The organism is Streptomyces sp. ISL-43 (genome assembly GCF_018614195.1).
In the GTDB taxonomy this organism is placed as follows: Bacteria; Actinomycetota; Actinomycetes; order Streptomycetales; family Streptomycetaceae; genus Streptomyces.
In genome coordinates this window covers 106157-124468 of record NZ_JAGGOT010000044.1, presented here as the reverse complement: position 1 = coordinate 124468, position 18312 = coordinate 106157, and the positions used below count along the sequence as shown (strand labels likewise).

Genomic DNA, 18312 nt, shown 5'->3' with positions numbered 1-18312 from the left:
CGCGGGGGAAATCAGACCCGGCGCAGTACCGCGACGACCTTGCCGAGGATGGTGGCCTCGTCGCCGGGGATCGGCTGGTAGGCGGCGTTGTGCGGGAGCAGCCAGACATGGCCGTCCTCGCGCTTGAACCGCTTGACCGTGGCCTCGCCGTCGAGCATGGCGGCGACGATGTCGCCGTTCTCCGCGACGGGCTGGCGACGGACCGTGACCCAGTCGCCGTCACAGATCGCGGCCTCGATCATCGAGTCACCGACGACTTTGAGGCAGAACAGCTCACCGTCACCGACCAGCTGGCGTGGGAGCGGGAACACGTCCTCCACCGACTCCTCGGCGAGGATCGGGCCACCGGCCGCGATCCGGCCGACCAGGGGCACGTACGACGCGGCGGGCTTGCCCGTGGTGTCCGTGGGCTGCGAGCTGGGCTGGTCGGAGCCGCGTACCTCGTACGCCCGGGGGCGGTGAGGGTCGCGGCGCAGGAAGCCCTTGCGCTCCAGGGCCATCAGCTGGTGCGCGACCGACGACGTGCTCGACAGGCCGACCGCCTGGCCGATCTCCCGCATCGACGGCGGGTAACCGCGCCGCTGCACGGAGTCGCGGATGACCTCGATGACCCTCCGCTGCCGGTCCGTGAGCCCGGAGCTGTCGGCGCGGATGCCTGGAGGTCGCCCTGGCAGCGAGCGTGCGGGGCGTACGGGCTCCGCCTCCGGGTTCAGGCTTGCGTCATTCATGGCATGCACCGGCTCGAGTCGGCTCTGGGAGCGGTTCTGGGCAGTGATGGTGGCACTGTCTGCGGTGGTGGTCACGTCGGCCCCTCTCGAAATGTTCTCCCTAGCTGGACAACGGTAGTTGCTTTCGAAAGGTTGCGCCAAACACACGTTCGAGTGAAAAATTAGAGATCACCCACTGTGGTCAGATCGAGGGGTGTATAGCCGACGGGCGGGTCATCCGGACCGAACGCGGGTTCGGCTTCGGAGCCACTGCTTACGGTACCCTTCCGGGTCGGGTCGCCACCGTCCGGGTCCGCGCCCAGTGTGGCATCGCGAGGCCCTGTATCCGGCCATCGGACACCGCGACACGCAGAGCGACGTAAATCCAACACAACCCAAGATCTAGTGGTTGGATGAGCGCTGTCGCCCAGAAGTTGTGGTCCTCGGTCTGCCGAGGTCCTCGGCATCGCATATGCTTGTGGCTGCTTCACGAGCCCTCCGACAGAGCTTCGCCTCTGCCGTTCAGGGGCCTTGTGGGGTGATTCGGTCGTGCCAAGAGGAGGGTGAGGGAACCATGCACTGCCCCTTCTGCAGGCACCCCGACAGCCGTGTCGTCGACAGTCGGACCACCGACGACGGCACGTCGATCCGCCGGCGCCGCCAGTGCCCCGACTGCTCCCGTCGCTTCACGACGGTGGAGACGGCCTCGCTGATGGTGATCAAGCGCAGCGGGGTGACCGAACCCTTCAGCCGTACCAAGGTCATCTCCGGCGTGCGCAAGGCGTGCCAGGGGCGGCCGGTCACCGAGGACGCCCTCGCCAAACTCGGCCAGCGGGTCGAGGAGGCGCTGCGCGCCACCGGGAGTGCCGAGCTGACCACCCACGACGTGGGTCTGGCCATACTCGGCCCGTTGCAGGAGCTCGACCTGGTCGCGTACCTCCGGTTCGCGTCCGTTTACAAGGCGTTCGACACACTCGAAGACTTCGAGACCGCCATCGCGGAACTCCGCGTGCCGCGGCCTCACCCCGAAGAGTGCGAGCCCGGTGGGACCGCTCCGGTCCCCGTGCCCGCCTCCGCCGCCGACTGACCGGACGGCCCGCACCGCGCCGCACTCGCAGCGCGGAGCGGCCGGTGAGTCTGGCGAAGAGACGTAGATACAAGACACAGCACCGTGCCGCGGAATAACGCTGGCACTTTAGGGCGTTTTGCCCGCATTGGGAGGCGGCATGACAGAGACGGCGAGCAGCTCGGCACGAGGTTCCCGCGCCAAGGGAACCAAGACTGCCAAGAGCGGCCTGCGTATCGAGCGCATCCACACCACCCCGGGCGTGCACCCGTACGACGAGGTGAACTGGGAGCGCCGCGACGTCGTCATGACCAACTGGCGCGACGGCTCGGTCAACTTCGAGCAGCGCGGCGTCGAGTTCCCCGACTTCTGGTCGGTGAACGCGGTCAACATCGTCACCAGCAAGTACTTCCGGGGCGCGGTCGGCACCCCGCAGCGCGAGACCGGTCTGAAGCAGCTCATCGACCGGATCGTGAAGACGTACACGAAGGCCGGTGAGGACTTCGACTACTTCACGTCGCCCGCCGACGCGGAGATCTTCGAGCACGAGCTGACCTACGCCCTCCTGCACCAGATCTTCAGCTTCAACTCGCCGGTGTGGTTCAACGTCGGCACGCCCCAGCCGCAGCAGGTCTCCGCCTGCTTCATCCTTGCCGTCGACGACTCGATGGAGTCGATCCTCGACTGGTACAAGGAAGAGGGCATGATCTTCAAGGGCGGCTCCGGCGCCGGCCTGAACCTGTCCCGCATTCGCTCCTCCAAGGAGCTCCTCTCCTCCGGCGGCAACGCCTCCGGCCCGGTCTCCTTCATGCGCGGCGCCGACGCGTCCGCCGGAACGATCAAGTCGGGCGGCGCCACCCGCCGCGCGGCCAAGATGGTCGTCCTGGACGTGGACCACCCGGACGTCGAGGACTTCATCGCGACCAAGGTGAAGGAAGAGGAGAAGATCCGCGCCCTGCGCGACGCGGGCTTCGACATGGACCTGGGCGGCGACGACATCACGTCCGTCCAGTACCAGAACGCCAACAACTCCGTCCGCGTGAACGACGAGTTCATGACGGCCGTCGAGAACGGCACCGAATTCGGCCTGCGGGCCCGCATGACCGGCGAGGTCATCGAGACGGTCGACGCCAAGGCGCTCTTCCGCAAGCTCGCCGAGGCCGCGTGGGCCTGCGCCGACCCGGGCATCCAGTACGACGGTGTGATCAACAACTGGCACACCTGCCCCGAGTCCGGCCGCATCACCGCGTCCAACCCGTGCAGCGAGTACATGCACCTGGACAACACGTCCTGCAACCTCGCCTCGCTGAACCTGATGAAGTTCCTCGACGACGACGGCAAGGGCAACCAGTCCTTCGACGCCGAGCGCTTCGCCAAGGTCGTCGAGCTGGTCATCACCGCGATGGACATCTCCATCTGCTTCGCGGACTTCCCGACGCAGAAGATCGGCGAGAACACCCGCGCCTTCCGCCAGCTGGGCATCGGCTACGCCAACCTCGGCGCCCTGCTGATGGCGACCGGCCACGCGTACGACTCGGACGGCGGCCGCACCCTCGCCGCCTCGATCACCTCGCTGATGACCGGTACCGCGTACAAGCGCTCCGCCGAGCTGGCCGCGATCGTCGGCCCGTACGACGGCTACGCCCGCAACGCCGAGTCGCACAAGCGCGTGATGAGGCAGCACGCCGACGCCAACGCCGTCGCGCCGCGCACCGAGGACCTGGACAACATCATCTGGGCCGCGGCCACCGAGGCCTGGCAGGACGTCATCCGCCTCGGCGAGAAGAACGGCTTCCGCAACTCGCAGGCCTCCGTCCTCGCGCCGACCGGCACCATCGGTCTCGCGATGTCCTGTGACACCACCGGTGTCGAGCCGGACCTGGCCCTGGTCAAGTTCAAGAAGCTCGTCGGCGGCGGCTCGATGCAGATCGTCAACGGCACCGTCCCGCAGGCCCTGCGCCGCATGGGGTACCAGGAAGAGCAGATCGAGGCGATCGTCGCCCACATCGCCGAGCACGGCGTGGTCGTCGACGCCCCGGGCCTGAAGACCGAGCACTACTCGGTGTTCGACTGCGCCATGGGCGAGCGCTCCATCTCCGCGATGGGCCACGTCCGCATGATGGCCGCCATCCAGCCCTGGATCTCCGGGGCGATCTCGAAGACGGTCAACATGCCGGAGACGGCGACCGTCGAGGAGATCGAGGAGATCTACTTCGAGGCGTGGAAGCTGGGCGTCAAGGCGCTCGCGATCTACCGTGACAACTGCAAGGTCGGCCAGCCCCTCTCCGCGAAGAAGAAGGAAGAGGAGAAGGTCGAGGTCACCGAGAAGACCGAGGAGACCATCCGCGCGGCGGTCGAGAAGGTCATCGAGTACCGCCCGGTCCGCAAGCGCCTCCCGAAGGGCCGCCCGGGGATCACCACGTCCTTCACGGTCGGTGGCGCCGAGGGCTACATGACCGCGAACTCCTACCCGGACGACGGTCTGGGCGAGGTCTTCCTGAAGATGTCCAAGCAGGGTTCGACCCTCGCGGGCATGATGGACGCCTTCTCGATCGCCGTCTCGGTCGGTCTGCAGTACGGCGTCCCGCTGGAGACGTACGTCGCGAAGTTCACGAACATGCGCTTCGAGCCGGCCGGCATGACGGACGACCCGGACGTGCGGATGGCGCAGTCGATCGTCGACTACATCTTCCGCCGCGTGGCGCTCGACTTCCTGCCCTTCGAGACCCGCTCGGCCCTCGGCATCCACTCCGCCGAGGAGCGTCAGCGCCACCTGGACACCGGCTCCTACGAGCCCCTCGAGGAGGAGCTCGACACGGAGTCCCTGACTCCGTCCATGCCGGTGGCCCCGCTGGCCGCGGTGCCGGCCGCCCCGGCCCCGAAGCCGCTCGCGGTCGCCCCGGTGCCGGCCCCCAAGACGGCGCACTCCAACGCCGAACTGGTCGAGATGCAGCTCGGCGTCTCCGCCGACGCCCCGCTCTGCTTCTCCTGCGGTACGAAGATGCAGCGCGCCGGCTCCTGCTACATCTGCGAGGGCTGCGGCTCCACCAGCGGCTGCAGCTGATACGGCTGACCGCTGCCACCGAGTAGCAGAAGAAGCGGGGACCGGCGCGTGCCGGTCCCCGCTTCCGCATGCCGGCTCAGTGTGGGAAGGTCCGGGCCGGGCGGGTGGTCGTCTCGTCGCGGAAGGCCGCGATCTCCGAGCTCACCTGCCGCATGAGGTGGGTGTTCTCGATCCGGTCGAGGTAGAGGCAGCGGGCGGCCAGGCCGGTCAGCTCGAAGGTGAAGCACAGCGACATCAGCGGGTTCACGAAGAGCTCGCTGCCCCGGGTCCGGTCGGTGAAGGGGACGTCCCCGAAGGACCCGCGGACGGCCGCCGCGATCGAACCGTTCACGATGCTCGGGCGCTCCGGGGTGCGGTCCTGCGCGTGGGCCACGGCGTCGAGGTACAGCGCGCCCTCACGGGTGGCGCGGGGTATGGAGAACGCGCCGAGGTACGCCCCGTCCCGCTCCAGCGCCGCGATGTTCTCCAGCACCAGCGCGTGGTTCACCCCGTGGTACGCGTCCACGCCGAAGCCGACCGAGACGACCAGGCGCGCGGGTACGTCGTCCAACGCGGCCAGCGCCGCCACGCTGGCCAGATCCTCCTCGGGCGTGCCGAGACCGGCTTCGTCACCGCGCATCAGGATGTCGGTGCCCCCGTCGACCAGGACCACCGCGTCGATGCGGTGCAGGTCGATCAACGCGCGGTAGGCGGCCCGCAGCGGCTGCACGCCGACCGGGGGGAAGGCGTACACCGTGGACGGATAGCCGTGCAGCTTCAGCCACTGGGCCAAGGTCCGCTCGGGGAAGTACGCCTGGTGCGGCGCGGAATCCGGCGTGACCGCGGCGAGGTCCGGAGCCGCCCAGTCGTCGATCGGGAGGCCGGCGAGCGCACTGAAGGAGAGGTTGGCCAGGTACACCTCCTTGCCCTGGTGCAGGAGGGAGAGGGCGATGGGAAGCCCGGAGTAGATGTCGAAGCCGCCACCGGCCCCGGCGACGAGGATCCGTTCGGACGAGGCCAGGCGGTCGAAGATAGGGGTGGTGTGCAGGGCGGTACTACCGGGGCGCCCTTTGATTTCTTGATGCACGGAGCGGGGAAGCCATGTGGAGCGGTGACGAACTGGATCTGGACGCCTATCTGGCGAGGATCGGCTGGAGCGGCGGGGAACTCCGGGCGGATCTCCCCACGTTGAAGGCAGTACACCGGGCCCACACCGGTGCGATCACCTTCGAGAGCCTGGACGTTCTCCTCGGCCGCCCCGTCGAGCTGGAGGTCAAGGCGATCGAGGGCAAGCTCGTGCACACCCGCCGCGGCGGCTACTGCTACGAGCAGAACACGCTGTTGGCCGCCGCCCTGGAGCGGATCGGCTTCGAGGTCTCCGGGCGCGGTGCCCGCAACCGCACCCGGGGGGACTCCCTGCTCGCGGTGACGCACGCGATGCTCGTCGTCACCGTGGAGGGGGAACCGTGGCTCTGCGACGCCGGGTTCGGCTGGCAGACCCCGCGTGAGCCCGTGCCGCTGTCCCGCCCGGGCACCGAAGTGCGGCAGGGGGAGTGGGTGTTCCGCGTCCGGGAGGAGGCGGACGGAGTCCTTGTGCTCTGCGTCCCGCGCGAGGGCACCTGGCGAGACCTTTACGCCTTCTCGCCGCAGCCCTACCACCCCGTCGACTACGTCGTGTTGAACCACTACACCTCCTCGCACCCCCGTTCCGCCTTCGTCGGCCAGGTCATCGTCCAGCACCCGGGCGACCGGGGCCGGGTGGCCCTCGTGGGGCGGGAGCTCACCCGCCTGCTTCCCGACGGGCGGATCGAGCGGCAGGAGGTCCCGGCGGACGAGCTGCTCGCACTGCTCGACCGGGAGTTCGGGCTTCGGCTGCCCGAGCGGGACGGGGCCGAACTCCTGCGGATGTACTGCGCCGGGGACTGACCCGGGCCCCGCCGGGCCCGTACGATGGCGCAGTGCTGGTCAAGTGGATTCGCTGCACGGTGACGGACCGACGCGGGTTCGAGCGTGGGCAGCGCAAATGGGCGGGGCTGCCCGGCGAACCGGGATTCCGGGGACAGGGCGGCGGCTGGAGCCGGGGCCGGCAGGGGGTGGCGCATGTCTTCGCGTTCTGGGAGAGCCGCTCCTTCTACGACTCCTTCATGGCCCGCTCGCACGACAGGCTGGCCGCTTCCCAGAACGGCACCTTCACCGACGCGCGGGTCACGCTCTTCGACCACCGCTTCGATGTGAAGACCGGCTTCGAGCCCCGCTTCACCGACGCCGACGTCGTCCGGGTCGCCCACACCAGGGTGCGGGAGGGCCGGGTCGACCACTTCGCCCTCATGCAGGAGAAGGTATGGAATCCGGCCATGGCGGGCTCGCCCGGCATGGTCCGGGGCCTGTTCGGCGAGGCTCCCGGCCGGGAGTTCCTGGTCCTGTCGATGTGGCACGCGGCGGCCGAGCACGGCAAGTACCGCCAGGAGCGCGTCGAGCGGCTCTCGCTGCGCGCCCAGATCCAGGCCGATGTGGAAGCCCTCACCGGAGACGTCGTCGACCTCGAACCCTCCTGGACGGTGTGACCGCGGGAGGACCGGTCCGACGAGCAGACTGTATGGCCGCGGCCGGGCCGACCGGCGTGGCCCGGTCGGTGTGCCCGCCGCTGGCCGAATAGGGTCGTGGGATGGTTCGACCACGGCGCATCGTCCTTGTCCGGCACGGGGAATCGGAGGGCAATGCCGATGACACGGTGTACGAGCGGGAACCCGACCACGCCCTGCGGCTGACCCGCAACGGTCACGAGCAGGCCGCGGAGACGGGCGTCCGGCTGCGGGAACTCTTCGGCGACGAGTCCATCAGCGCGTACGTCTCCCCGTACCGCCGGACGCTGCAGACCTTCCGGGAGCTGCGGCTGGACCCGGCGCGCGTCCGGATGCGCGAGGAGCCGAGGCTGCGCGAGCAGGACTGGGGCAACTGGCAGGACCGGGACGACGTACGGCTGCAGAAGGCGTACCGGGACGCGTACGGGCACTTCTTCTACCGCTTCGCGCAGGGGGAGTCCGGCGCGGACGTGTACGACAGGGTCGGTTCCTTCCTGGAGAGCCTCTACCGCAGCTTCGAAGCCCCGGACCACCCGGAGAACGTCCTGCTCGTGACGCACGGGCTGACGATGAGACTGTTCTGCATGCGCTGGTTCCACTGGTCCGTGGCCGAGTTCGAGGCCCTCTCCAACCCCGGCAACGGAGAATTCCGGGTCCTCCTGCTCGGCCCCGACGGCCGGTACCGGATGGACCGCCCGTTTGAGCGGTGGACCACACCCGAGCCCTACGACCTGGGCGGCTAGAGTGACGAGGGATGACCTCTGACTCCTCTTCCGAAAGGCGCTACGCACGCGCCATGGCCAGCCTTCGCGGACTGGCCCTGGGTGACGCCCTGGGTTCCCAGTACTTCGTCCCCGTGAACTACCCGCTGCTCAAGCGGCGCGAGCTGCCCGCCGGAAGCGATCCGTGGCAGTGGACGGACGACACCGAGATGGCCTGCTCGGTGGTGGCCGTACTCGCCGGGCACGACCGGGTGGACCAGGACGCGCTGGCCGCCTCCTTCGCCCACCACCACGACTTCGACCGCGGCTACGGGCCCGCCGTGAACCGGATGCTGCGCCTGATCCGCGAGGGCGCGGACTGGCGCACGCTCGCCGCCGAACTGTTCAACGGTCAGGGATCGTGGGGCAACGGCGCGGCCATGCGGGTCGCCCCGCTGGGCGCCTGGTACGCCGACGACCCGGAGCAGGCCACCCACCAGGCGGAAATCTCCGCCTACACCACCCACCAGCACCGCGAAGCGGTGTGCGGCGCGATGGCCGTGGCCGCCGCGGCCGCGCTGGCCGCAGCTCCGGCCGGGCCGCCGAAGGCCGCCGACCTGTTGGACGGCGTCATCGCACTGGTGCCCCGCAGCGCGGTGGGCGCCGGTCTGCGCAGGGCGCGCGACATGCTGGACTACGGCGACGCGACGACCGTCGCGGCCGTACTGGGCTGCGGGCGGCGCACCAGTGCCCACGACACCGTGCCGTTCGCCCTGTGGTCGGCGGCGCGGAACCTGGACGACTACGAGCGGGCCTTCTGGACCACCGCCCAGGTCGGCGGAGACGTGGACACCACCTGCGCGATCGTCGGCGGGGTACTGGGCGCGCGCGGGAATGCGGTGCTTCCGCAGGCCTGGCTGGCGCGGACCGAGGCACTGCCGGCCTGGCTGCCGGAGACGGCTTCGAGCTAGCCGGAGGGTTGGTGCCCCGCGCCGACCGAGGGCCGGAGCGGGGTGAAACGTCCCCTTCCGATTGTCACGGTCCTGACACAGAGCCCTTTTGAGCCTGTTCAAAACCGCCTCTCACTGGCCTACTCTGTCCGCTTCGCCGCCCCCACTGGGAAGCCGGGGGCGGCTGGACAGGGGAGGGAAGCGATGTCGGAGAACACTGACGGGAGCGCCGGCGGGAACGTCGACGGGAGTGCGGGCGGGAACGTCGGCGGGGGTGCGGGCGGGAACGTCGGCGGGAGTGCGGGCGGGAGCGCCGCCCAGCAGGCCGCGCCCGCGTCCGCCGCGGGAGCGGGCCCGGGCCCGCTCCCGGCCGAAGCCGCCGGGGCGGGCGCGGGATCGGCCGCGGGGGGCGGCGTAGGAACCGAGCCGCAGGCCCCGTTGCCGCAGACCTCGGCGCCGCAGATTCCCGCTCAGGCGGCCCCCGGGGCGCCGGGCCAGGCTCCGCCCGGCTGGGATCCCCGGGCCTGGCAGGCCCACCAGCTGCGCAAACAGCGCGTCGCCTCCGGTGCCTGGTCCCTGGCCCCGCTCGCCTGGGCCGAGGCCGCCCGGCCCGCGGCGGTGGGGCCCATCCCGGCCGCCGTGCTCGGCGCGGCCCTCGCCTCCGGCCTCGCCGTGGCCCTGCTGCTCGGCGACGGGCTGGGTCCCGGTCTGCCCCTCGCGGTGGTGCCGGCCCTCGTCGGCGCGTACCTGGCCGCCCGCAGCGCCGGACGCGCCGCCCGCCCGTGGACCGTGGTCTGGGCGCTCGGCTGCCTCGCGCTGCTCGCCGTACCGGCCCTGCGGGACTCCGCCTGGCCCTCCACGCTGGCCCTGCTCGCCGCGGTCCTGACCGGCGCGCTGGCCCTGCACGGCAGCCGCAGTTGGCCCGGCATCCTGCTGAGTCCGGTCGGCTTCGCCGACTCCGCTGTCCTCGGGGTGCGCTGGCTCTGGACCGGGGTGCGCTCACGGTCCAACGGGAACCGGGACCGCTGGCTGCCCGTGGTGAAGGCCGCCCTGGTTGCGGTGGCCCTGCTGGTGCTCTTCGGGACGCTGTTCGCCTCCGCCGACGCCGCCTTCGCGGACCTGCTGAGCGGACTGACGCCCGAGGTCAGCGGTGTGGACGGGCCGGTCCGCTTCCTGCTCTTCCTGCTGGGCACCGTCGTCGCGGTCGCCGTCGCGCGCACCGCCGCCGGCCCCTCTCGCTGGGACCGCATCGAGGTGGCGCCGGGCAAGGCGCGCTCCCGAGTGGAGTGGGCGCTCCCGCTCGTCGTGCTGAACCTGCTCTTCGCCGGGTTCAACGCCGTCCAGCTCGCCGTCCTCTTCGGTGGCTACCGCGAGGTCCTCGAGGCCACCGGCCTCACCTACTCCGAGTACGCCCGCCAGGGCTTCTGGCAGCTGCTCTGGGCCACCCTGCTCACCCTCGCCGTCATCGCACTCGCCCTGCGCTGGGCCCCGCGCGGCGGAGCCGGCGACCGCCGCCTGGTGCGCGCGGTGCTCGGCACGCTGTGCGCGCTGACCCTCGTCGTGGTCGCCTCCGCGCTGCACCGCATGGACCTCTACGTGGACGCGTACGGGCTGACGCGGCTGCGCGTGTCGGTCGCCGGCATGGAGCTGTGGCTCGGGCTGGTCATCGTCCTGATCATGGCCGCCGGGGTGTTCGGCGCCCGCGCCCGGTGGCTGCCGCGCGCGGTCGCCGGGAGCGCGGTGGCCGCCGTACTGGCTTTCGGGCTGATGTCCCCGGACGGGATGATCGCGGAGGGCAACGTCACGCGGTACGAGCGGGACGGCAAGATCGACCTGGCCTACTTCCAGTCCCTGTCGGCGGACGCGGTGCCCGGCCTGGACCGGCTGCCCGAGCCCCGGCGGTCCTGCGCCCTGCGCGGGATCAACAACGACCTGGCGCGGGCGGGCGACGTGCCCTGGTACGCCATGAGCCTGGGGGAGCGCCGGGCCCGGCAGATCCTGCGCGAGCGCCCGGTGAAGGTCTCGTACGAGGAGTGCGGGCGCCTGGGCGCCTTCCGGGGGCGGACCGAGCACTAGCCGGGCCCCGGCGCGGGATCTTCCCCGCGCCGGAGCCCTCGTACGGGACCTCCTCTTCAGCGGATCAGGCGGCCGGACCGGCCTCGGCGGCGGCTCCGTTGAGGGCCTCCAGGTCGCTCCTGCGCACGCGGATCACCAGCAGAGCGGTGACGAGCGCGACGCCCGCCATGGCCACGGCCGCGATGAAGGCGGTCGCGATCCCCCGGGTGAGGACGACGTCCCCCCAGGGGTCGGGCATCCGCCCGGTCTGCCGGAACAGCGCCGCCTGGGCCTGGCCGGCGTGCGCCATGAAGTCCGGGGCCTGCTTCCCGGTCTCGTTCCTGCTCGCCGTGCCGAAGACGGTGACCAGGATGGACAGCCCCAGCGAGCCGCCGACCTGCTGGCTGGCGTTGAGCAGCCCGGAAGCCGCGCCCGCCTCCTGCGGAGCCACCCCGGAGACGGCCGTGAGGGTGAGGGTGACGAAGTTGAGGCCCATGCCGAAGCCGAACAGCAGCATCGGGCCCAGCACCCCGGAGAGGTAGGAGCTGTCGGGCTCGATGAAGGTCAGCCAGGCCAGTCCGATGCCGGTGAGCGCGGACCCGATGACCATGAACGGCTTGGGGCCGAAGCGGGGCAGCAGGCGCTGCGAGATCCCGGCGGCGGTGATGATGGCGACCGTGATGGGCAGGAAGCCGACGCCGGACTGGATCGGGGAGAAGCCCAGCACGTTCTGCACGAACTGGACGATGAAGAAGAACATGCCGAACATCGCGGCGGCGAGGCCGAGCATGACCACGTAGGTGCCCGTGCGGTTGCGGTCGGCGAACATGCGCAGCGGGATGATCGGATCGGGGGCCCGGGACTCGATCAGCACGAAGGCCGCGAGCAGGACGACGGCCACGCCGAAGGAGCCGATGGTCAGGCCGTCGCGCCAGCCGTCCTGGGAGGCGCGGATGAATCCGTAGACGAGCGAGGCCATGCCGCCGGTGGAGGTGAGCGCTCCGGCGATGTCGAAGCGGCCGGGGTGACGTTCGGACTCGCTGATGTAGAGCGGGGTCAGGAACGCGATCAGCAGGCCGATCGGCACGTTGACGAAGAAAACCCAGCGCCAGTCGAGCCACTCCGTGAGCATGCCGCCGGCCAGCAGCCCGATGGCGCCGCCGCCCGCGGAGACCGCGGCGAACACGCCGAAGGCGCGGTTGCGTTCGGGGCCTTCGGCGAACGTCGTGGTGATCAGGGCGAGCGAGGTCGGCGAGGCGATGGCGCCGCCGACGCCCTGGAGGGCGCGGGCGGCGAGCAGCTGCCAGGGCTCCTGGGCGAAACCGCCGAGCAGGGAGGCCAGGGTGAAGAGCAGGATGCCGGTCAGGAAGACGCGCCGGCGGCCGAGGATGTCGCCGGCGCGGCCGCCGAGCAGCAGCAGACCGCCGAAGGCGAGCGTGTAGGCGCTGATCACCCAGGACAGGTCGGTGGTGGACATGTCGAGGTCGGTCTGCATGTGCGGGAGCGCGATGTTCACGATCGTCGCGTCGAGGACGACCATGAGCTGGCAGGCGGCGATGACGGCGAGCGCCACTCCAGTGCGCCCCTCCCGGCGGGCCGCGCCCGGTATTCGGGACTTGGAGAGCTGAGGAGTCGTCACTGTGGATCCCCCCAAAGTGAAATAGTGAACTCAGGCGTTCACATTGAGCCCACGGTAGGGAGTCAGCCTTAGTGAACGCAAGCGTTCACTAAGGCTGAAAATGCGTGCGAAGGTCGCGCGAACCGGGCGGAGGTACGGGAGTGATGGGTTCGCGCTGGTCACAGGCGCCCGGGGTGCGCAGGCGCGGGCCCGAGCTCGAACGGGCGATTCTCGACGCCGCGTTGGAGCAGCTGGGCGCCGTGGGCTGGAACGCGCTCACCATGGAGGGCGTGGCCTCCGGCGCGCGCACCGGGAAGGCGGCGCTGTACCGGCGCTGGCCCTCGAAGGCGGACCTGGTGGCCGACGCCCTGCGGACCCGGCTGCCGCCGCTCGGCCAGATCCCGGACCTGGGATCGGTGCGCGAGGACCTGTACGCGCTGTGCGTGCGGATACGGGACGTCATGCGCTCGCGGCCCGGGCAGGCGCTGCATGTGGTGCTTCACGAGTGCGACCCCAGTCATGCGGGCCGGTTCCACGGCCTGATCTGGTCCGCGCTGCACGAGCCGGCGCACCGGCATATCGGCGAGCTGGTGCGCCGCGGAATCGACCGCGGGGACGTCCGGCCGGACGCGACGGGTCCGTTTCTCGTGGAGGTCATTCCGGCGATGATGATGTACCGCGCGAAGGTGTGCGGGAGCGAATGGCGGGACGCGGACATCGCCGAGATGATCGACGAGGTCATGGTGCCGCTGCTCAGGGTGTGAGACGGGCAGGGGCTCGGGGGTGCCCCGGGAGGGCTCGGGGCGGAACCAGGGAGGGGTCGGGGTGTGCAGGCGGCCCGGGGCGGCGTAACCTGGCTGGCGCCATGCCGTACGAAGCACCCACTCACACCGTCGAACGCTCCCTCCGAGCGACAACCGGCGCCAAGGTCATCGCCGGGGTCGACGAAGTCGGACGAGGGGCCTGGGCCGGTCCCGTCACCGTATGCGCGGCGATCACCGGTCTGCGCCGGCCGCCCGCGGGACTCACCGACTCGAAACTGCTCACCCCCAAGCGACGCGACGCGCTCGTCGGTGTCCTGGAGGACTGGGTCACGGCCTATGCCCTGGGGCACTCCTCCCCGGAGGAGATCGACGAGCTCGGTATGACCGCCGCCCTGCGCCTGGCCGCGGTGCGCGCCCTGGAGGCGCTGCCCGTGCGGCCCGACGCGGTGATACTCGACGGCAAGCACGACTATCTCGGTGTGCCCTGGCAGGTCCGGACGGTGATCAAGGGCGACCAGTCCTGTGTCGCCGTCGCCGCGGCCTCGGTGATCGCCAAGGTCCGGCGCGATCGGATGATGGCCGAAATCGGTGAACAGGGCGGCGGAATCGAGGATTTCGCTTTCGCCGCCAACGCCGGATATCCCTCGCCCGTGCACCGGGCGGCGCTGGAGGAGATGGGGCCGACCGCGTACCACCGGCTCTCGTGGTCCTACCTCGACGCGCTGCCCCGCTGGCGTCACCTCAAGAAGGTGCGCCGCAGCGAGGAAGCGACGGAGCTGGAAAACGGAGGCCAACTCGGCTTCGATTTCTGATCGCACGCACGTGCCACCAGCCGGTACGTTTCGTACCGGTGTTTGATAGATGTCAACTCCTGCCTCTCACCCCCGCCCCGAGGAGCCTCAGATTCACGAGAGTGCCCAGGGTCCCCGCGTCACGCCGGCCGCGAGCCGCACCGCGCAGACCCCCCGTCCCGTACCTGGTCCGCGTCCCGCCGCCGTGCCCCGGCCCGGACGCCCCGGTCCCTCCCCCGCAGCGGCAAGCCGCGCGGGAGGTGCTCCCACGCCCGCACCGCCCGTGCAGCGTGCGCCGCAGGCCACCCCCGGACCCGTTCCCGCAGCCGCCACCGCACCGTCGGTCTCGGCGGCGGTACCGCAGGTCCAGCTGATCCCGGCGTCCGCCGAGGGTGCGCTGGACGCGGCCGAAGAAGCCGTGGACCTGCTGCTCGACACCGGGCGCGCGCCCGGCGACATCCTGGTGCTCACCACCGGCGACCCGCACCCGTGGGCCGCGCACGAACTGTCCTTCGGCGAGGCCGCGTACTGGGCCCTGCACGCCGCCGGAGACGACGTCTTCTACGCGGACGCGGCGCAGGCGCAGCGTGCCGCCGGCCGTCCCGTCGTGGTCTTCGCGGCCAACGGCGGACCGGCCGACGCGGCCGCCGCGACCCTGCCTGTCGCGCTCGCGCGGGCCGGTGCGCTGCTGATCGTGTGCGGCGAACCGCAGCAGATCAACTCCGTGCTGGGTGCGGGCGTCTGACGCCCTGTAGCCCCGCGCGGTCGAGGGGCGGAGCGGGCGAACAGCCGGCCCTGCCGAAGTCCGAGGCCTGACCAGCCGTACGCCCGATCCCGGGTGTACGGCCGTTGGGCGTGCCCGCGCGCACCCGGTGTTCCCTGCCGGACCGGTGCTCCTACGGGTTTCAGCGCGCGGCGGTGCGGCGCAGGGCATCCGCCGCTCCGCCCCCGGTGCGCAGGGCGAGCGGGGCGAACTCGCCAGCCGTTTCCCCGAGGCGCTCGGGCCGCGAGGCCGAGGTGGGCCGGCGGCCGCCGCGGCCTTCGCCCAGGACCTGCCAGCCGCCGCGGGTCAGCGTGATGTACGCGCCGCAGCGCAGCCCGTGCAGGGTGCAGGCGTCCCGCAGCCCCCACATCCAGGCGCCGTCCTCCTCGGTCCACCGCTCGTCGCCGTCGCGGCAGTACAGCAGCACCACGGTCCGCACCGGGGTACGCCGCCGCAGGTCGTGCGGGATGACCCGGCGCAGGCGCGAGAGCAGAGCGTTGCGGTACTCCCAGCCGTCGGCCGACACCGAGCGCTGCACGAAGGAGGCGCTCGCCACGAGCCGCTCCTCGGGTCCGAGCACGGCTATCACGGCGGTGGACGGCACCGGGCTGTGCCGCGAGTGCAGACCGCTGACCACCTCGCGCGGATTGCGCAGCAGGGGGACGCCCGACGCGGTCCACTCGGAGGGTTCCAGCAGCCTGCCGTGCCGGCTGGCGCCGCCGGTGGCCGTGGTCAGGGACGTGGTCGAGGGCGGGGCGAATCCGAAGGTCACGGTCCTCCCTTCGGGTACACGCCCGCGAACGGGCACGGCTGGAGTGCGGGCACGCCGCGGCGCGACCCAGGAGGGTGCCGTCGAGCCGAGCGGGAGCACTGCAATTCTCGCGTGGCCCGTGAGCATGCGGCAACGAGCAATTGACGCCGTCGACCGGAATTCGCCGGTATGCCGTTCATATCCTTGCCCCGCCACGCCGAAGATGACTCATTCGGCTACGGCTGAAGCGCCAGTACCAGCGGAAACACCTCCTTGGCACCTGCCCGCCGCAGCAGCCGGGCCGCGACCGCGAGGGTCCATCCGCTCTCGGCGCGGTCGTCGACGAGGAGGATCGGACCAGCCGTCTCCCTCAGTGTCGCGGCGAGTTCCGGCGGAACGGTCAAAGCCTGGTGGAGGCCGTGCACCCGCTGGGCGCTGTTCGAGGAGGGCAGGCCGAACTCCGGTGCCTGGTCCGTGTAGGCGATCGTGCCGAGCAGGGGCATCCGCCCGACCTCCGCGATCCGCGCGGCCAGCGAGCCGACGAGCCGGGGGCGGCCGCGCGAGGGCAGCGAGACCACTCCGACCGGCCGGGCGGGCGCGTCCGCGGCCCCGGAGGCCCAGCCGCCCGGGCCGCGGGCCCAGTCGGCCAGGACGGCCACGACGGCCTGCGCGACATCGTCCGGAACCGGCTCGTCGGGCGCCCCCGGCGCGAGCATCGGGCGCAGCCGGTTGCCCCAGCCGATGTCGGAGAGCCGACCCAGCGCACGTCCCGTGGAGGCCTGCTCGCCCGCCGGGATCCGCCCCTTGAGGTCGACGCCGACCGACGCGAGACCCGTCGGCCACATCTTGCGGGGCTCCAGCTCGACGCCCGGCCGGCCCAGCTCCCCGCGGGCGGTGTCCAGCGCGGTCGAGGAGACCTCCGCCGTGAACCGGGCCCCCGCGCAGTTGTCGCAGCGGCCGCAGGGCGCGGCCTCCTCGTCGTCGAGCTGGCGGCGCAGGAACTCCATGCGGCAGCCGGTGGCCGCCGCGTAGTCCCGCATGGCCTGCTGCTCGGCGGCCCGCTGCCGGGCCACCCAGGCATAGCGCTCGGTGTCGTACGCCCACGGCTCGCCGGTCGAGGTCCAGCCGCCCTTGACCCGGTGCACGGCCCCGTCGACGTCGAGGACCTTGAGCATGGTTTCCAGCCTGGTGCGGCGCAGGTCGACCAGCGGCTCCAGGGCGGGCAGGGACAGCGGCCGGCCGGCATCGGCCAGCACCTCGAGGGTGCGGCGCACCTGCTGCTCCGGGGGGAAGGCGACGGAGGCGAAGTACTGCCAGATCGCCTCGTCCTCGCGGCCCGGCAGCAGCAGGACCTCCGCGTGCTCCACGCCGCGGCCGGCGCGGCCGACCTGCTGGTAGTAGGCGATGGGGGAGGAGGGCGAGCCGAGGTGCACGACGAAACCGAGATCGGGCTTGTCGAAGCCCATACCGAGGGCCGAGGTGGCGACCAGGGCCTTGACGCGGTTGGCCTGGAGGTCGTTCTCGGCCTGCTCGCGGTCGGCGTTCTCCGTCTTGCCGGTGTACGAGGAGACCGTGTGCCCTCGGTGGCGCAGGTATGCGGTGACCTCCTCGGCGGCGGCCACGGTCAGGGTGTAGATGATCCCGGATCCGGGGAGATCGCCGAGGTGGTCGGCGAGCCAGGCCAGCCGGTGCGCCGCGTCGGGCAGCGTGAGCACCGCCAGGCTGAGGCTCTCGCGGTCCAGGGGACCCCGCAGGACGAGCGCGTCCGTCCCGGCCCCGGTGCCCAGTTGCTCGGCCACGTCGGCGGTCACGCGGGCGTTGGCCGTGGCGGTCGTGGCCAGGACGGGGACCCCCGGCGGGAGATCGGCCAGCATGGTGCGCAGGCGGCGGTAGTCGGGGCGGAAGTCGTGCCCCCAGTCGGAGATGCAGTGGGCCTCGTCCACCACGAGCAGACCGGTCGCGGCGGAGAGCTTGGGAAGCACCTGATCGCGGAAGTCGGGATTGTTGAGCCGCTCCGGACTCACCAGCAGGACGTCGACCTCGCCCGCGGCGATCTCGGCCTGGATCGACTCCCAGTCCTCGGGATTGGCCGAATTGATGGTCCGGGCGTGGATCCCGGCCCGTGCTGCGGCCTCCACCTGGTTGCGCATGAGCGCGAGCAGCGGGGAGACGATCACCGTGGGGCCGGCGCCGCTCGCCCGCAGCAGCGAGGTGGCGACGAAGTACACGGCGGATTTGCCCCAGCCGGTGCGCTGCACCACCAGGGCCCGGCGCTTGTCCGCGACGAGGGCCTCGATCGCGCGCCACTGGTCCTCGCGCAGCCGCGCGGTCCCCGTGGGATCGCCCACGAGACGGGCTAGTACGGAGTCGGCCGAGGACCTCAGGTCTGCGTTCATGCCCCCATGCAACCCGATGGCTCCGACATACCGCGAATGCCGCTCTGGGCCTGTGGATGTTGAAGGGTGGATTTGTTCGAGGTCCGTTCGATGTCGGCTCCGGAGTTATCCACAGGGGTTTCCCG

At 71.3% G+C, this 18312-nt stretch carries 15 protein-coding genes; 10 read left to right on the top strand and 5 right to left on the bottom strand.

The genetic code is table 11. The features are described from left to right. Positions 1-11 precede the first annotated feature (11 nt). On the bottom strand, positions 12-803 hold the full coding sequence (lexA, locus tag J7F03_RS25385) for a transcriptional repressor LexA (protein WP_214953278.1): 792 nt from the start codon (positions 801-803) through the stop codon (positions 12-14). A gap of 478 nt (positions 804-1281) precedes the next feature. On the opposite strand from lexA, the gene nrdR reads away from it, so the two are divergent. Both nrdR and J7F03_RS25375 read left to right on the top strand, forming a co-directional pair. Continuing rightward, a complete protein-coding gene (nrdR, locus tag J7F03_RS25380; RefSeq protein WP_214953276.1) occupies positions 1282-1794 on the top strand; it encodes a transcriptional regulator NrdR in 513 nt (170 codons plus the stop codon). A gap of 139 nt (positions 1795-1933) precedes the next feature. Then, positions 1934-4837, top strand: a complete 2904-nt coding sequence (locus J7F03_RS25375; RefSeq protein ID WP_214953274.1) for a vitamin B12-dependent ribonucleotide reductase — start codon at positions 1934-1936, stop codon at positions 4835-4837. A gap of 76 nt (positions 4838-4913) precedes the next feature. Here J7F03_RS25375 and J7F03_RS25370 read toward each other — a convergent pair whose 3' ends face one another. Beyond that, complete coding sequence (locus J7F03_RS25370) at positions 4914-5903, bottom strand: DUF1152 domain-containing protein (RefSeq protein WP_308379960.1); 990 nt, start codon at positions 5901-5903, stop codon at positions 4914-4916. A gap of 14 nt (positions 5904-5917) precedes the next feature. Between J7F03_RS25370 and J7F03_RS25365 the strand changes: the two genes are divergently transcribed. The 5 genes from J7F03_RS25365 to J7F03_RS25345 all read left to right on the top strand — a co-directional run bounded on the left by J7F03_RS25365 (position 5918) and on the right by J7F03_RS25345 (position 11125). Continuing rightward, on the top strand, positions 5918-6742 hold the full coding sequence (locus J7F03_RS25365; protein ID WP_214953272.1) for an arylamine N-acetyltransferase: 825 nt from the start codon (positions 5918-5920) through the stop codon (positions 6740-6742). 32 nt (positions 6743-6774) lie between these two features. Next, complete coding sequence (locus tag J7F03_RS25360; protein WP_214953270.1) at positions 6775-7380, top strand: YdbC family protein; 606 nt, start codon at positions 6775-6777, stop codon at positions 7378-7380. Between the two features lie 101 nt (positions 7381-7481). After that, the gene (locus J7F03_RS25355; RefSeq protein ID WP_214953268.1) at positions 7482-8141 is read left to right on the top strand and encodes a histidine phosphatase family protein; all 660 of its coding nucleotides are present in this window, start codon (positions 7482-7484) and stop codon (positions 8139-8141) included. Between the two features lie 11 nt (positions 8142-8152). After that, positions 8153-9070, top strand: a complete 918-nt coding sequence (locus tag J7F03_RS25350; RefSeq protein WP_214953266.1) for an ADP-ribosylglycohydrolase family protein — start codon at positions 8153-8155, stop codon at positions 9068-9070. 183 nt (positions 9071-9253) lie between these two features. Further along, entirely contained in the window at positions 9254-11125 is a 1872-nt protein-coding gene (locus J7F03_RS25345; protein WP_214953264.1) for a DUF4173 domain-containing protein, read from the top strand. 64 nt (positions 11126-11189) lie between these two features. On the opposite strand, the gene J7F03_RS25340 is transcribed toward J7F03_RS25345, so the two are convergent. Next, a complete protein-coding gene (locus tag J7F03_RS25340; protein WP_214953261.1) occupies positions 11190-12743 on the bottom strand; it encodes an MFS transporter in 1554 nt (517 codons plus the stop codon). A gap of 140 nt (positions 12744-12883) precedes the next feature. On the opposite strand from J7F03_RS25340, the gene J7F03_RS25335 reads away from it, so the two are divergent. From J7F03_RS25335 to J7F03_RS25325, 3 genes are all read left to right on the top strand, one after another. Continuing rightward, positions 12884-13486, top strand: a complete 603-nt coding sequence (locus J7F03_RS25335; RefSeq protein WP_374104387.1) for a TetR/AcrR family transcriptional regulator — start codon at positions 12884-12886, stop codon at positions 13484-13486. Between the two features lie 101 nt (positions 13487-13587). Then, complete coding sequence (locus J7F03_RS25330; protein ID WP_214953256.1) at positions 13588-14298, top strand: ribonuclease HII; 711 nt, start codon at positions 13588-13590, stop codon at positions 14296-14298. A 49-nt stretch (positions 14299-14347) separates the two neighbouring features. Then, positions 14348-15022 (top strand): hypothetical protein, encoded by a 675-nt coding sequence (locus tag J7F03_RS25325; RefSeq protein ID WP_214953254.1) that lies wholly within the window; start codon positions 14348-14350, stop codon positions 15020-15022. Between the two features lie 160 nt (positions 15023-15182). On the opposite strand, the gene J7F03_RS25320 is transcribed toward J7F03_RS25325, so the two are convergent. Both J7F03_RS25320 and J7F03_RS25315 read right to left on the bottom strand, forming a co-directional pair. Beyond that, positions 15183-15812, bottom strand: coding sequence for a hypothetical protein (locus tag J7F03_RS25320; RefSeq protein ID WP_214953252.1), 630 nt, complete (start codon positions 15810-15812; stop codon positions 15183-15185). 215 nt (positions 15813-16027) lie between these two features. Further along, on the bottom strand, positions 16028-18187 hold the full coding sequence (locus J7F03_RS25315) for a RecQ family ATP-dependent DNA helicase (protein ID WP_214953250.1): 2160 nt from the start codon (positions 18185-18187) through the stop codon (positions 16028-16030). Between the last annotated feature and the right edge of the window lie 125 nt (positions 18188-18312).

Coding starts and splice junctions, on each gene's coding strand:
- nrdR (WP_214953276.1), top strand. CDS start 1,282: ATGCACTGCCCCTTCTGCAGGCACCCCGACAGCCGTGTCGTCGACAGT.
- J7F03_RS25325 (WP_214953254.1), top strand. CDS start 14,348: ATGTCAACTCCTGCCTCTCACCCCCGCCCCGAGGAGCCTCAGATTCAC.
- J7F03_RS25375 (WP_214953274.1), top strand. CDS start 1,934: ATGACAGAGACGGCGAGCAGCTCGGCACGAGGTTCCCGCGCCAAGGGA.
- J7F03_RS25350 (WP_214953266.1), top strand. CDS start 8,153: ATGACCTCTGACTCCTCTTCCGAAAGGCGCTACGCACGCGCCATGGCC.
- J7F03_RS25330 (WP_214953256.1), top strand. CDS start 13,588: ATGCCGTACGAAGCACCCACTCACACCGTCGAACGCTCCCTCCGAGCG.
- J7F03_RS25355 (WP_214953268.1), top strand. CDS start 7,482: ATGGTTCGACCACGGCGCATCGTCCTTGTCCGGCACGGGGAATCGGAG.
- J7F03_RS25345 (WP_214953264.1), top strand. CDS start 9,254: ATGTCGGAGAACACTGACGGGAGCGCCGGCGGGAACGTCGACGGGAGT.
- J7F03_RS25365 (WP_214953272.1), top strand. CDS start 5,918: ATGTGGAGCGGTGACGAACTGGATCTGGACGCCTATCTGGCGAGGATC.
- J7F03_RS25315 (WP_214953250.1), bottom strand. CDS start 18,187: ATGAACGCAGACCTGAGGTCCTCGGCCGACTCCGTACTAGCCCGTCTC.